This window comes from Pseudomonas sp. GW822-FHT01E03, from assembly GCF_058802985.1.
This window is the reverse complement of the sequence record NZ_JBXAOQ010000004.1, coordinates 404,617-417,885: the sequence shown is the minus strand read 5'-3', so window position 1 is coordinate 417,885 and position 13,269 is coordinate 404,617. Positions and strand designations below refer to the sequence as shown.

Below are 13,269 nucleotides of genomic sequence, written 5' to 3'. Positions count from 1 at the left end.
AACTGGCTTAAGGCTGTAGACCATTCGCGAGCAAGCCCGCTCCCACAGGGGATCGGCGGTGACCACAGGTTTTGTGGAAATCACAGATTCAATGTGGGAGCGGGCTTGCTCGCGAATGGTTGCAGCTCAAACACTGCAGAACTTTCAGAACAAACTACAAGCTGGCACTCACCTTGGTGGCTACCTCTCCCGGCACCCACCCCTTCCATACCTGCGGCTGCTCACGCAAAAACGCTTCGGCGACTTCCCGGGGTTTCTGCCGTTTTTCACTCATCTGACCCAAGGTCTGGTTCAACAGATCAATCGGCAAATCGACCTTTTCAAAGAATGTCACCAGGTCCGGGTATTGCGCCTTGAACGGTGCCGATACGCCGATGGCCAGGCTGGCCGGCATCGAGCGCGTGCCTTTGGGATTCGGGTTGTTGGCATCGGCCAGGGTTTTCCAGGCTTCGGCATCGAATGGTGGTTCATCTAGTTTGACCAGTTTGAACCGCCCCAGCAGCGGTGTCGGCGACCAGTAGTAGAACAGCACCGGTTTGCCACGGCGGATCGACGACGCCACCTCGGCATCCAGCGCGGCACCGGACCCCGTGCGGAAGTTGACGTAGCTGGCGGTCAGGTCATAGGCCTTGAGTTTCTGGCTGTTGACGATTTCCGAGGTCCAGCCGGTCGGGCTGTTGAGGAAGCGTCCGCGGCTCGGGTCTTCGGGGTCACGGAACACGTCCTTGTACTTCGCCAGGTCGGCAACGGATTTCAACTCCGGGGCCAAGGGCTTGATGCCGCGCTCCGGATCGCCCTTGATCACGTACTCCGGCACCCACCAGCCTTCGGTGGCGCCTTTGACCGTATCGCCAAGGCCGAACACCTTGCCCTCCGCCGCCGCCTTGACCCAGGCGGGGCTGCGTCCGGCCCACTCTTCACCGATGACCTGGATGTCGTTTTTGGCCAGCGCCGCTTCAAGGCTGACGGTGCTGCCCGGCAGCGTGTCGGTCGGGTAGCCGTAACCTTTTTCGACGATCAGGCGCAGGATTTCGGTGATGAGGCTGCCGCTTTCCCAAGTGAGGTCACCAAAGTGAATAGGTGCCGCTTTTTCCGTGGCCGATGCCGGGTGGGACAACAGGCTCAGGGCCAGCAACGAACTGCCGAGCAGGGTTTTGATCGATCTCATGCGGACCTCTTGTTCTGGAGGGGACGGTTCAGGGATTGGTTGGCGCTGTGCCGGTCGCACAGGGTCTGGGAGCGGGTCATGTAGTCGCTGACGGAACGCAGGGAGATGCCCAGCGCAGCGGCAATTTGCGGATAGGTCAGGCCGTCGATCCGTGACAGCAGGAAGGTCGAGCGGACTTTGCCGGGTAGCCGCTGAAGACTGCGATCCACACGGGTCAGGGTCTGGGACACCTGGGCCAGTTCTTCCGGCGATTGGGCGTGGATCGACTCGGCCTGTTGCAGTTGTTGAAGGTACTGGCGCTCCAGGTCACCTCGACGCCAACGCTGATAGAGCAGGCGCTGGGCGATGGTGGTGAGCAACGCACGGGGTTCACGGATTGCCGTCAGGCCAGGGGCCTGCAGCAGTTGCACGAAGGTTTCGCAGGCAATGTCTTCGACAGCGGCGGCATCGTTCAGGGACTGACGCAGGCGCGTGCAGAGCCAGAGGTAGTGGGCGCGGAACAATCCGTCCACCTGTTTGCGATGAAGAATATCGGCGCCGGACATAGGGGCTCCTGGGTTAGGGGTCGCTGAATGTCCGGTGGTCCGGTGAGGCGAATCCTAGCAAGGAGCCTTATTCATTAATAATATTTAAAACTTATTTTTATATTCATTTATGGACTTAAAAAATACCTGACAGGCCGCTATCGCAAATCCCCATACCCCAGCACCTCGGCCTCACGCTGGTAGTCGAGCACAATCTGATAGTCGCTTTCGTTGGTGGGCAGTACCTCTGGCAAACCGAGGGTTTCGGCAACCTCCGGCAGCTCGCGCAACGCCAGGTTCATCACCCGCAGGAGCTCTTCAGCCTGCTCATCCCTGACCGTCGCGGCAGTAATGAACGGTAAGGCAGGACTGAGCGCACTGCGGGCAATCACCCGCAAACCGGCCACTTCCTCTGCGGCGTGGCGTGCCAGATAGGCAAAGGTCACGCTGTCGATGGCCGCCAGATCGGCAAGGTTTTCGCGTAACCAGCACAGGCTTTCGCGATGGCTGCCGCTGATTCCGACCTGGGCAAAAAACCGCCCGTCACGTTGCAAGGATGCCAAACGGTGGCGCAGCAAATTCATGCCGCTGTTGGAGTCCTGGCTATTGATCACCCCTCGGCTGTGGCGAAAATCCGCCAAGGTCTGTCGCCGATCATCGACGCGGCACAACAGCAGGCTGCAATGATTGCCGCCACTGCTGTCCGGCAGCTCATAACGAGGCCGCCCCAGCACCCGGACCTTGCCGCGCAATGCCGTCATCAACGGATAGCCGCAGGTTTGGGTGAGCAACAAGTGCGGCGACAACCACAAGTCCAGCAGTGACAGGCCTTCGGCATCCCGGCGGGTGTCGCCCAGGTGCTCGAGGATTCGCGCCAGCCAGCGTTCGTTGGCCTGGTGGATGGGTTCGGGGGCGGTGTACATCAGCAGTTCGGCGAAGTGTTGGGTCATCGAAGTTTTCCATGTAACAAAGCCCCCCCCCTGTGGGAGCGAGCTTGCTCGCGATAGCGGTGTGACATATTGCCTGGATGTTGACTGACACGACGCCATCGCGAGCAAGCTCGCTCCCACAAGGGAACTCAGTTGGTAGCAAAAAATCAGTAAAACGGATGCCTCGGGCTGTCGATGGCTTTGACTCCATGTTCACGCCACAACTGCCCATAACCCCGCACCAGAAACCCGCCGCTACGCGCCAGCCATTGCTCGCGGCGGGCCCTGTAGGCGCGGGGCAAGTCGTACCAGGGCAACCCCGGCAACTCGTGGTGCACCAGATGAAAATTGAGGTTCAGGAACAGCCAGCGCCACGGCCACGCCGCTTCATTGAGCACCGTGCGTTGCTCCGGAGCGGCATGAGGTCGATGTTCATAGTAGGAGCGAATCATGGCGATCGACAGCGCCGGCACACTGATCAAAAACAGGTAATGCCAAACCGGCAACAGGCTGAAGTTCGCGATGAACAGCAGCATCAACCCGGTCATCAAGCCGTGACTCAACCACATCAGCCAAGCCTGGCGGTCGCCTGCCCTGAGGCGTTGCAGCTCTTCACGGGCCAATGCCAGCAAGGCCAGCGGTGCCCCCAGAGAAAAACGACCGAACACGGTTTTGTTCAGCCAGTGCAGGCTGCGCACCAGCGTTGAACTGCCCTGCCACTGCCCGGCGCTCAAGTAACGGCTTTCCGGATCGCGACCGGGGATCGTCAGGTCCTCGTCGCGGTGATGCTGCAAATGGCTGTCGCGATACAGGGTGTACGGATACCAGACGGCAAACGGCGCGTAGCCAAGGATTTTGTTCAGGGTTGGCCAGCGCGTGGGATGACCGTGCAGCAGTTCGTGTTGCACGGATAACCACAGCACCAGCAATGGAGTCAGCAACAGCGTGCTCCACCATAAACCCAATCGATGGCTGTTCAACACGATGCCAAACCAGCCGCCATACACACCGATCAACAGCAACCAGGTCGGCCATTCGGTGCGCGCGGTGAAACGTCGGCGCAGTGTTTCGATTTCTTCTTGGTGGGCGCTATCAAAGTAATGGGGCATGGCGTTGCTCAGATCGGGGACCAGTCCCCTTCTGTGCAATGGCCTTGGGAAATCTTGCAGATTATTTTCAGGAGGATCGCTCCCATGTTGTATGGGAGCGATCAATCAACGCGGATCAGTGACCGAATACGCCAACTTTTTTGGCCTTCTTGTCCGCGCGCTTTTCAATGGCGGTTTTCACCGGTTTCTTTTTCGTCGATTTCTTTGAATCCATACCTTTGGACATGATGCGTACTCCACTCATGGGGATGTGAGATCAGGTATACACCTATACCGGCGCGCGCGTTCTTTTATAATCGCCCGCTTTGCATACCGACAGTCCAAAACCATGCCCGAGACCCGATACACCCTGCTCGACGAGCCTTTATGGCCATTGATGAACAAGTTCTACCGCGCTCACCAATCGTCGATGAAAGCCGTGCGCGACGCGCAGTTGTGGGTAGCCCGACGTGACCAGATAGTTGCCGCGCTGTGTTTGCGTCCGGTGTCCGGCGGGCATTGGCTGACCGGGTTGTTTGTCGATCCGGCCTGTCGCGAACAAGGACTTGCCGCCGGGTTGATTGCGGCAGCGGTGAAGGATTGCGAACAGCCGGTGTGGTTGTTCTGTCATCCGGATTTGCGGGGGTTTTATGAGCGGCGCGGGTTTACTTTCGATCCGCCGATGCCTTACGCGATGGTTGAACGGTTGAGCCGTTATGCCCGCAGTAAACCAATGATTGCGATGGGGTTGGCGCCAGGCGTTTAACTGACTCAAGCCAGGTGGAGATCCAATGTGGGAGCGAGCTTGCTCGCGATGAGGTCCGGTCAGTCAGCATTGTAGGCAACTGATACACCGCCATCGCGAGCAAGCTCGCTCCCACAGGGTTTTATAGTGATCTAGTCGTCCGCGTTGGGGTCCAGGTCCGGGAACATCACCTCGGTGAAGCCAAACTTGCTGAAGTCGGTAATGCGCGACGGGTACAGGCGGCCGATCAGGTGGTCACACTCATGTTGCACCACCCGCGCATGAAACCCCGAGGCAAAACGCACGATGGGCTCCCCCTTGGGGTCTACGCCTTCGTAGCGAATCTGCTGGTAACGCTGCACCGCGCCACGCAGGCCAGGCACGGACAAACAGCCTTCGAAGCCCTCTTCCAGGATCGGGCTCAGCGGTGTGATCAACGGGTTGATCAGGATCGTCTGCGGCACGGCCTCGGCATCCGGATAACGCTCGCTGTGCTCGAAACCGAAGATCACCAGTTGCAGGTCGACGCCGATCTGCGGAGCAGCCAGACCAACGCCCCCCACGCTTTCCATGGTCTGGAACATGTCATCGATCAGCTGCCACAGCTCGGGGCTGTCAAACATTTCGGCCGGCACTGGCGGGGCAATGCGCAGCAGGCGCTCATCGCCCATTTTCAGAATTTCACGAATCATGATCAGGTTTCGTCAATGGTCGGTTTCGGTTGTGAATGATCGCGGCCCAGCCCCGACACGTGGTGCTTTTCCTCATGGACGGGACCATGCTCGCCAGCCACTTTTTCGCCAGGGTCCTTGCCCTCTCGTGACATGTGCTCGATCACGGCATTCATCTCCGCGCCCAGCAGCAGCACCGCGGCGGAAATGTAGAAGTACAGCAACAGCACGATAATCGCACCGATACTGCCATACATGGCGTTGTAGTTGGCGAACTCCTTGACGTACAAACCGAATCCCAGGGACGCGATGATCCATACCACCACCGCCAGCACCGAGCCTGGGGTGATGAAGCGGAATTCCTGTTTGACGTCGGGCATGACGTAGTAGATCAACGCCACCGCGACCATCAGCAGAATCACGATCACCGGCCAGCGCGCGATGGTCCAGAGGGTGACGATGAAGTACTCAAGGCCGACTTGCGCAGCGATCCAGCCCATCACCTGCGGCCCGAGCACCATCAGGGCTGCGGCGATCAGCAGCATGCCGGCAATGCCGACGGTGTAGATGATCGACAACGGAAAACGTTTCCACAGCGGGCGCCCTTCAACCACGTCGTAAGCTGCGTTCATCGCGCTCATCATCAGCCGCACACCGGCGGAGGCGGTATACAGCGCAATCACGATACCCACTGACAGCAGCCCCCCCTTGGACTGCTGAAGCTGGTCGATCACCGGGTTGACCTGCTCCAGCGCCTGGGGCGGCAATACAAGTTCCGATTGCAGGCGCAGCCAGGAGAAAAAGTCGGGCAGATGCAGGAAGCCGATCAGGGCGATCAGAAACAGAATGAACGGAAACAGAGAAAAGAGCATTTGATAGGCCAACGCCGAGGCATAGGTCGACATCTCGTCGGCGATGAACTCGGTGACCGTGCGCATCATCACACGGTGCAGGGGCAAGCCTCTCATGTCCGGAAAAATCATTAGCGTCTCCATTCGCCGCATACGGATTTGGGGTGAAGTCGTGGCGACTCAGGGGCTGTTTTCTTTCATCAAGGTAGCCCAGTTGGCGACTTTGAAACAAATTCAGCGTGCAAGTTCAGGCTGACACAAAAACGGCCATCTGAAGATGGCCGCGTCTTCTTTTCATTAAAGACATTTCAATGCAGGAAAGTCGTTACACAAGGTTGACCGGGGGCTTTTGCAGGGAGTTTCATTTATTTCACCACGACATTTCATCGTTCAGTGCAGGTTGCGCTTTATGTTTGCGGGCCAACCCTTGAGAATGCGCAACACATTCAGGCCTTGGCGCTGAAGATCCAATCCCGTAGGAACGTTATGAAACTCGATAAAAAGCAGGCCATTGCCCGCAGAAACCAGGAACTCGGCGGTGCTGTGCTTGGCGTCAACAACTGCCACTTCACCGAATTGAACCGCAACCGCAATATCTGGTGGTTCGACATCCCGGTATCGCGCCTGGCCGTGGGTCAGTACGAGTGGATTCACCTGCTGATGCACACGCCGGACACCGACGAACTGCTGCACCTGAAAGTGCCGACCGTGTTCCTGCGTGAGAAGCTCGAAGGCCTGGTGGTGCGCAATGAAGGCAAGCGCAAGGCGGCATTGAGCCTGGAACTGAGCGCCGACAAGGACTCCTTCCTGCAGGACATGCGCCCGGCAGGCACCAACGTCAACTTCGCACCGTTTCGCTTGTAACACCGATCCCTGTGGCGAGGGGGCTTGCCCCCGTTGGGCTGCGAAGCGGCCCTGATATCTGCAACTGCAGTCCATCAGACTCACCGAGCCCACAGGATCTGCGACTGCTGCGCAGTCGAACGGGGGCAAGCCCCCTCGCCACAAAGGCACTTCTGATTTCGCTAAAAACAAAAAGCCCCGCATCGGCGGGGCTTTTTGTTGATTACGCGGTGGCTTTCTTCGCGTTGATCTTCTTCAGCTCTTCATCGCGCAATTCACGACGCAGGATCTTGCCGACGTTGGTGGTCGGCAGTGCATCGCGAAACTCCACGGAGCGCGGGACCTTGTAGCCGGTGACGTTGGCGCGCATGTGCTCCATCACCTGTTCCTTGGTCAGGGTCACGCCCGGCTTGGCAACGATGAAAATCTTGATCGCCTCGCCCGACTTTTCGTCCGGCACACCGATGGCCGCGCATTGCAGCACGCCCGGCAGAGTGGCCAACACGTCTTCGAGCTCGTTCGGGTACACGTTGAAACCGGACACCAGGATCATGTCTTTCTTGCGATCGACAATGCGCATGAAGCCATCGGGCTGGATCAGCGCGATGTCGCCGGTCTTCAACCAGCCTTCGCTGTCGAGGATTTCATCCGTGGCTTCCTGGCGCTGCCAGTAGCCCTTCATGACCTGCGGCCCCTTCACGCACAGCTCGCCGATTTCACCCAGCGGCTGCTCGACACCGGCATCATTGATGATTTTGCACAGGGTCGACGGTACCGGAATGCCAATGGTGCCGACCTGGATGTGCTGGATCGGGTTCACCGTCGCCACCGGGCTGGTTTCGGTCATGCCGTAGCCTTCGCAGATGGCGCAACCGGTCACTGCTTTCCAGCGTTCGGCCGCGGCCAGTTGCAGGGCCATGCCCCCCGACAAGGTGACTTTCAGTGCGGAGAAATCCAGCTTGCGGAAGCCTTCGTTGTTGCACAGGGCCACGAACAGCGTGTTCAGGCCAACGAAGCCGCTGAACTTCCACTTCGACAGTTCCTTGACCATCGCCGGCAGATCGCGCGGGTTGCTGATCAGGATGTTGTGGTTGCCCGCCAGCATCATCGCCATGCAGTGAAAGGTGAACGCATAGATGTGGTACAGCGGCAGCGGCGTGATCAGGATCTCGCAACCTTCATTGAGGTTGGAGCCCATCAGCGCCTTGCACTGCAGCATGTTCGCCACCAGGTTGCGGTGGGTCAGCATCGCGCCCTTGGCCACGCCGGTGGTACCGCCGGTGTATTGCAGTACCGCGACATCACCACTGGCCGGGTTGGCTTCCGCCACTGGCTGGCCCAGGCCTTTGCTCAGCACGTCGTTGAACTTGACGGCCTTGGGCAAGTGATAGGCCGGCACCATCTTCTTCACGTACTTGATGACGCTGTTGATCAGCAGACGCTTGAGTGGCGGCAGCAGGTCGGCGACTTCGGTGACGATCACGTGCTTGACGCCGGTTTTCGGCACCACGGTTTCCGCCAGGTGCGCCATGTTGGCCAGGCAGACCAGTGCCTTGGCACCGGAGTCGTTGAATTGGTGTTCCATTTCCCGCGCAGTGTAGAGCGGGTTGGTGTTGACCACGATCAGCCCGGCGCGGATTGCACCGAAGACGGCTACCGGGTACTGCAACACGTTGGGCAGTTGCACGGCGATTCGATCGCCGGGTTGCAAATCGGTATGCTGTTGCAGGTAAGCGGCAAACGCACCGGACAATTCGTACAGTTCACCGTAGGTGAGTGTCTTGCCCAGGTTGCTGAATGCCGGCTTGTTGGCGAAGCGTTGGCAGGATTGCTTCAACACTGCCTGAATATTCGGATACTCGTCGGGATTGATGTCGGCAGCAATCCCAGCTGGGTACTTATCCTTCCAAAAGTCTTCGATCATGGAAGCCCACTCCTCAGCAACGCGAATTCAGCACCGCATTTGATGCGATTATTATTGGTGTTTGGTCATTGGTGAATCTGGCTGATAGAAGGCCGAGAAGTCACAAAGCGCGCCGAGAGTAGCAGCTTTGCCAAGGGTCGACTAGAGCCAAAAGCGGCCTCTACGGTCACATTTGTGACTCAAGACTAGCGATTGGTCATTTTAGAGCAAAAATTCTATACGCCTCTGAAAGCCCCGAAATCCGGGGCTTTCGCTTAAACCTGTAGGAGCGAGCTTGCTCGCGAAAAACGTTCGGGCAACGCGATCATTCAGACAGGGCGCGTTATCGTTGACGTCCATCGCGAGCGCGCTCGCTCCTACAGGGATCGGCCATTCACCGATCAGGCGATATCACGCAACTCCCGCCGCAGGATCTTGCCCACCGGCGTCATCGGCAGGGAATCCCGCAACACGATGTGCTTCGGTACTTTGTACGCCGTGAAGTTCTCCTTGCAGTAAGCCTTCAGCTCTTCAAGGCTGACGCCCGCTTCACGGGCCACCACGAACAGCTTCACCGCCTCCCCCGACCGCTCGTCGGGCACACCGATGACCGCACAGTTGGCGACGTTCGGGTGAGCCATCACGACGTCTTCGATTTCGTTCGGGTACACATTGAAGCCCGAGACAATGATCATGTCCTTCTTGCGGTCAACGATGCGCACGAAACCATCCGGGTCGATCACCGCAATGTCACCGGACTTGAACCAGCCCTCGACATCCAGCACCTCGGCCGTGGCATCAGGTTTCTGCCAGTAGCCCTTCATGATCTGCGGGCCCTTGATGCACAGCTCGCCGCGTTCGCCCAACGGTTGTTCGACACCGTCATCATTGATGACTTTCAGCGTAGTGCCCGGCACCGGCAGGCCGACCGTGCCGATCCGCGACTGGTCGCCATAGGGGTTGGTGCAAGCCACCGGCGAAGTTTCGGTCAGGCCGTAACCTTCGGTGATGCGGCAACCGGTCAGTTGTTCCCAACGCTCGGCGGTGGCCTTGACCAGCGCAGTGCCGCCGGAGTTGGTGAGCTTGAGGCTGGAGAAGTCCAGGGTCTTGAAGTCCGGATGATCCATCAGCGCAACGAACAATGTGTTCAGCCCCAGCAACGCCGAGAACCGCCAGTTCTTCAGTTCCTTGATGAAGCCGGCGATGTCCCGCGGATTGGTGATCAACACGTTGTGGTTGCCCGTCACCATCATGCACATGCAGTTCGCTGTGAAGGCATAGATGTGGTACAGCGGCAGCGGCGCGATCATCACCTCCTGCCCTTCGCGCAACAACGGTTGCCCGTCGCTACCGAACTGTCCCAGGCAGGCCCGTGCCTGTTGCATGTTCGCCACCAGGTTGCCATGGGTCAGCATCGCGCCCTTGGCCAGGCCCGTGGTGCCGCCGGTGTATTGCAGCACGGCGATGTCGTCGAGGCCGACCTTCAGTGGCTTGATACCCAGGCCACGGCCCATGCGCAATGCGCTCTTGAAAGAAACGGCCTGGGGCAAGGAATAGTCCGGGACCATCTTCTTGACCTTGCTCACCACCGTGTTGACCAGCCACCCCTTGGCGGTGGGCATCAGGTCGCCCATCTTCGCTTCGATCAGGTACTGGATATCGGTGTCGGGGAGTACTTCCTGGACTTTCTGGCCGAACATGTTCAGGTACACCAGCGCCCGGGCACCGGAATCCTTGAACTGATGGCGCATTTCCCGCGCGGTATACAGCGGATTGGTGTTGACCACGATCAACCCGGCGCGCAAGGCACCGAACACGGCAATCGGGTAATGCAGGACGTTGGGCATCTGCACCGCGATGCGGTCCCCCGCCACCAGGTCGGTGTGGGCTTGCAGATAACCGGCGAAGGCCGCGCTTTGGCGCTCCAGCTCGGCGTAGGTCAGGGTCACGCCCATGTTGCTGAACGCCGGGCGGTCAGCAAACTTCTTGCAGGAACGCTCGAACACCTCGATCACTGACTTGTAGGCTCCCAGATCAATATCCAGGGGGACACCGGCCGGGCGTTTGTCATTCCAGAAATCAGGTTGCATTGTTCTTGTCCTCTTTGACCTGAATCTATCCGGGGCCACTTTTCTGTCATTTTTCAAAAAAAATGCAAAAAGCGGAGCTTCACGGACACTAGCAGTTATGACGTAGCAGGCAAATATGCCCACGGCCGTCATTGACCGTATGAATCTTCTTGCCGTGGCGTAGGCTGATCAGACGCCCGGCCAAGGATGCGCTATAAACTGCAACGAGCTGTTTGCGACCAGGCAGCCTCATGCAAAGGAACCGCCATGATCCATGACACTTTCTGGCTGACCACGAGCGACCACAGCCGCCTCTTCGTCAACCAGTGGCTTCCCGACGGCAGCCTCAAGGCAATGATTCTGCTGGCCCACGGCATGGCCGAACACAGCGGTCGTTACGGCCCCCTTGCGCAAAAGCTCTGTGACCAGGGCTATGGCGTGTGCGCGCCGGACCTGCGTGGACATGGCAAAACTGCCGAAAACGGGACACTCGGGCATTTCGCCGATGACGATGGCTGGTGCAAGGTCGTGAGCGACCTGGCCAGCCTCAACCAGCACATCGGCCAGCAGCACCCTGGCGTCCCGATCATGCTGCTCGGTCACAGCATGGGCAGTTACATCGCCCAGGCCTATCTGCTGCACCACAGTGCCAGCCTGCACGGGGCAATTCTCAGCGGCTCGAACTTCCAGCCTGTGGCGCTTTATCGCGCGGCACGGCAAATCGCCCGTCTCGAACGCCTGCGCCAGGGCCGCACAGGACGTAGCGCATTGATCGAATGGCTGTCGTTCGGCTCGTTCAACAACAAATTCAAGCCGGCACGCACACCGTTCGACTGGCTCAGCCGTGATCCGGCGCAGGTCGATCTGTACGTCAACGACCCGCTCTGCGGTTTCCGTTGCACCAATCAACTGTGGATCGACTTGCTCGGCGGCTTGCAGCAAATCAGCAAAGCGTCCAATCTCGCCCAGATCGACCCGGGCCTGCCGCTGCTGGTGATTGGTGGCGAATGTGATCCGGTGAGCGAAGGCAAACGTCTCAAGGATCTGGCCGACGCGCTGCGGGCGGCCGGCAGCCAGCACCTGCAACTGACCGTTTACCCACAGGCGCGGCACGAACTGTTCAACGAGAGCAACCGCGATGAAATCATCGCCGATGTGCTGAACTGGATCGCACAGGCCTTGAGCGCTCCTCGGCCGCACCGGTCCGAATAGATTTTTTTTGTGAATTTTATAATTCGTCACAGGAATTGAGACAGATGACCCAGGTTACCAACACCCCTTACGAAGCCCTCGAAGTCGGCCAGACCGCCAGTTTCAGCAAGACGGTCGAAGAGCGCGACATCCAGCTGTTCGCTGCGATGTCCGGCGACCACAACCCGGTACACCTGGATGCCGAATACGCCGCCAGCACCATGTTCAAGGAGCGCATCGCCCACGGCATGTTCAGCGGCGCGTTGATCAGCGCGGCGGTCGCCTGCGAGCTGCCTGGCCCGGGGACCATCTACATCGGCCAGCAAATGAGCTTTCAGAAGCCGGTGAAGATCGGCGACACCCTGACTGTGCGCCTGGAAATCCTGGAAAAACTGCCGAAGTTTCGCGTGCGCATCGCCACTCGCGTGTTCAACCAGCGCGATGAACTCGTGGTGGATGGCGAGGCGGAAATCCTCGCGCCACGCAAGCAACAGAGTGTGACGTTGACCACGCTGCCGGCAATCAGCATCGGCTGATTGACGGGGCAAAAACTGTGGGAGCGAGCTTGCTCGCGATGAGGGCCTGACATTCAACATTGATGTTGACTGATTTGGCGCTATCGCGAGCAAGCTCGCTCCCACAGTTGTTTCAACCAGTCGTTACGAACGTGCACGCGCCTGGTTACGCAGGGCCTTGACCTGATCGTGGTTACGCTGCACGCCGTGGTACTGACGCTCAACCAGGTCGCGAATGCCCACCAGGTTGTGCTTGTTGATTTTCTCCATGGCGTCGCGGTAAGCCTTCAACGCATGGTCTTCTCCGCGCTCGGCTTCATTGAGCACGGCCTCCTCGCCCTTGCCGGTGAACATCGACTTCACGTCGACCCAGCGACGGTGCAAGTCGCCGCTGACACTGGTGGAAGTTTCCGGATCGCCACCCAGTGAACGCACGGCAGACTGCAACTCCGCAGCGGCCGTACCACAATCGCTCGCCCGATTGATGAACAGGGTTTTGAGTTCAGGGTGCTTGATGTCTTCAGCGCATGTCTTGAACCCGGCCTGACCGTCCTTGCTGGTTTCAATCAGGTCGTTGAGTACAGAAATCGCTTCTTTTTTGATGTCGGTCATTTTTCAACTCCTTACGACGGATGAACGGTGTAAGGAACGTTGCACTCTGCGTGCCAGCTCGGAATCGTCTAACTATTCTTTACTTTTCAAATAGTTATCCATTATCAAAAAATCTGTATCCGTTTTATTTGCATGATCTGTCATTTGGCCTGCATGCAGA

Annotated in this window: 13 protein-coding genes; 4 read left to right on the top strand and 9 right to left on the bottom strand. The window is 58.6% G+C overall.

The window, feature by feature from the left end:
- Positions 1-154: 154 nt before the first annotated feature.
- The 4 genes from AC1RP7_RS10710 to AC1RP7_RS10695 form a co-directional block, all read right to left on the bottom strand.
- Positions 155-1,168 carry an ABC transporter substrate-binding protein gene (locus AC1RP7_RS10710; protein ID WP_492587538.1) on the bottom strand — a complete coding sequence of 338 codons (1,014 nt, stop codon included), beginning with the start codon at positions 1,166-1,168 and terminating at the stop codon, positions 155-157.
- Positions 1,165-1,713, bottom strand: a complete 549-nt coding sequence (locus tag AC1RP7_RS10705; RefSeq protein ID WP_493181180.1) for a sigma-70 family RNA polymerase sigma factor — start codon at positions 1,711-1,713, stop codon at positions 1,165-1,167. The genes AC1RP7_RS10710 and AC1RP7_RS10705 overlap by 4 nt, the downstream gene beginning before the upstream one ends.
- A gap of 137 nt (positions 1,714-1,850) precedes the next feature.
- Positions 1,851-2,642, bottom strand: coding sequence for a phosphate/phosphite/phosphonate ABC transporter substrate-binding protein (locus AC1RP7_RS10700; RefSeq protein ID WP_493181181.1), 792 nt, complete (start codon positions 2,640-2,642; stop codon positions 1,851-1,853).
- Between the two features lie 146 nt (positions 2,643-2,788).
- Positions 2,789-3,730, bottom strand: a complete 942-nt coding sequence (locus AC1RP7_RS10695; RefSeq protein ID WP_493181182.1) for a fatty acid desaturase — start codon at positions 3,728-3,730, stop codon at positions 2,789-2,791.
- Positions 3,731-4,058: 328 nt separating this feature from the next.
- Between AC1RP7_RS10695 and AC1RP7_RS10690 the strand changes: the two genes are divergently transcribed.
- Positions 4,059-4,475 (top strand): GNAT family N-acetyltransferase, encoded by a 417-nt coding sequence (locus AC1RP7_RS10690; RefSeq protein ID WP_057713565.1) that lies wholly within the window; start codon positions 4,059-4,061, stop codon positions 4,473-4,475.
- A 131-nt stretch (positions 4,476-4,606) separates the two neighbouring features.
- Here the strand turns inward: AC1RP7_RS10690 and def are convergent, their stop codons facing one another.
- Both def and AC1RP7_RS10680 read right to left on the bottom strand, forming a co-directional pair.
- The gene (def, locus tag AC1RP7_RS10685) at positions 4,607-5,146 is read right to left on the bottom strand and encodes a peptide deformylase (RefSeq protein WP_150813272.1); all 540 of its coding nucleotides are present in this window, start codon (positions 5,144-5,146) and stop codon (positions 4,607-4,609) included.
- Positions 5,147-5,148: 2 nt separating this feature from the next.
- Positions 5,149-6,108, bottom strand: a complete 960-nt coding sequence (locus AC1RP7_RS10680) for a YihY/virulence factor BrkB family protein (RefSeq protein ID WP_340313217.1) — start codon at positions 6,106-6,108, stop codon at positions 5,149-5,151.
- 354 nt (positions 6,109-6,462) lie between these two features.
- Between AC1RP7_RS10680 and AC1RP7_RS10675 the strand changes: the two genes are divergently transcribed.
- Positions 6,463-6,840, top strand: a complete 378-nt coding sequence (locus AC1RP7_RS10675; protein ID WP_057713562.1) for a hypothetical protein — start codon at positions 6,463-6,465, stop codon at positions 6,838-6,840.
- A gap of 202 nt (positions 6,841-7,042) precedes the next feature.
- Here the strand turns inward: AC1RP7_RS10675 and fadD1 are convergent, their stop codons facing one another.
- Both fadD1 and fadD2 read right to left on the bottom strand, forming a co-directional pair.
- On the bottom strand, positions 7,043-8,743 hold the full coding sequence (gene fadD1 / locus AC1RP7_RS10670) for a long-chain-fatty-acid--CoA ligase FadD1 (RefSeq protein ID WP_090457395.1): 1,701 nt from the start codon (positions 8,741-8,743) through the stop codon (positions 7,043-7,045).
- A gap of 380 nt (positions 8,744-9,123) precedes the next feature.
- Positions 9,124-10,812: a long-chain-fatty-acid--CoA ligase FadD2 gene (gene fadD2, locus AC1RP7_RS10665; RefSeq protein WP_493181183.1), complete on the bottom strand. Its 1,689-nt coding sequence runs from the start codon at positions 10,810-10,812 to the stop codon at positions 9,124-9,126.
- A 246-nt stretch (positions 10,813-11,058) separates the two neighbouring features.
- Between fadD2 and AC1RP7_RS10660 the strand changes: the two genes are divergently transcribed.
- Both AC1RP7_RS10660 and AC1RP7_RS10655 read left to right on the top strand, forming a co-directional pair.
- Complete coding sequence (locus tag AC1RP7_RS10660) at positions 11,059-12,003, top strand: alpha/beta hydrolase (RefSeq protein ID WP_493181184.1); 945 nt, start codon at positions 11,059-11,061, stop codon at positions 12,001-12,003.
- A gap of 44 nt (positions 12,004-12,047) precedes the next feature.
- The gene (locus AC1RP7_RS10655; protein ID WP_007995982.1) at positions 12,048-12,518 is read left to right on the top strand and encodes a MaoC family dehydratase; all 471 of its coding nucleotides are present in this window, start codon (positions 12,048-12,050) and stop codon (positions 12,516-12,518) included.
- Positions 12,519-12,641: 123 nt separating this feature from the next.
- Here AC1RP7_RS10655 and AC1RP7_RS10650 read toward each other — a convergent pair whose 3' ends face one another.
- Positions 12,642-13,109: a ferritin-like domain-containing protein gene (locus tag AC1RP7_RS10650; protein ID WP_057713558.1), complete on the bottom strand. Its 468-nt coding sequence runs from the start codon at positions 13,107-13,109 to the stop codon at positions 12,642-12,644.
- Positions 13,110-13,269: the final 160 nt, after the last annotated feature.

What these genes read in the sequence shown, in the direction of transcription:
- AC1RP7_RS10690 (WP_057713565.1), top strand. Translation starts at nt 4,059, where the DNA reads ATGCCCGAGACCCGATACACCCTGCTCGACGAGCCTTTATGGCCATTG.
- AC1RP7_RS10705 (WP_493181180.1), bottom strand. Translation starts at nt 1,713, where the DNA reads ATGTCCGGCGCCGATATTCTTCATCGCAAACAGGTGGACGGATTGTTC.
- AC1RP7_RS10675 (WP_057713562.1), top strand. Translation starts at nt 6,463, where the DNA reads ATGAAACTCGATAAAAAGCAGGCCATTGCCCGCAGAAACCAGGAACTC.
- AC1RP7_RS10680 (WP_340313217.1), bottom strand. Translation starts at nt 6,108, where the DNA reads ATGATTTTTCCGGACATGAGAGGCTTGCCCCTGCACCGTGTGATGATG.
- AC1RP7_RS10700 (WP_493181181.1), bottom strand. Translation starts at nt 2,642, where the DNA reads ATGACCCAACACTTCGCCGAACTGCTGATGTACACCGCCCCCGAACCC.
- AC1RP7_RS10655 (WP_007995982.1), top strand. Translation starts at nt 12,048, where the DNA reads ATGACCCAGGTTACCAACACCCCTTACGAAGCCCTCGAAGTCGGCCAG.
- AC1RP7_RS10650 (WP_057713558.1), bottom strand. Translation starts at nt 13,109, where the DNA reads ATGACCGACATCAAAAAAGAAGCGATTTCTGTACTCAACGACCTGATT.
- AC1RP7_RS10695 (WP_493181182.1), bottom strand. Translation starts at nt 3,730, where the DNA reads ATGCCCCATTACTTTGATAGCGCCCACCAAGAAGAAATCGAAACACTG.
- AC1RP7_RS10660 (WP_493181184.1), top strand. Translation starts at nt 11,059, where the DNA reads ATGATCCATGACACTTTCTGGCTGACCACGAGCGACCACAGCCGCCTC.
- def (WP_150813272.1), bottom strand. Translation starts at nt 5,146, where the DNA reads ATGATTCGTGAAATTCTGAAAATGGGCGATGAGCGCCTGCTGCGCATT.
- fadD2 (WP_493181183.1), bottom strand. Translation starts at nt 10,812, where the DNA reads ATGCAACCTGATTTCTGGAATGACAAACGCCCGGCCGGTGTCCCCCTG.
- AC1RP7_RS10710 (WP_492587538.1), bottom strand. Translation starts at nt 1,168, where the DNA reads ATGAGATCGATCAAAACCCTGCTCGGCAGTTCGTTGCTGGCCCTGAGC.
- fadD1 (WP_090457395.1), bottom strand. Translation starts at nt 8,743, where the DNA reads ATGATCGAAGACTTTTGGAAGGATAAGTACCCAGCTGGGATTGCTGCC.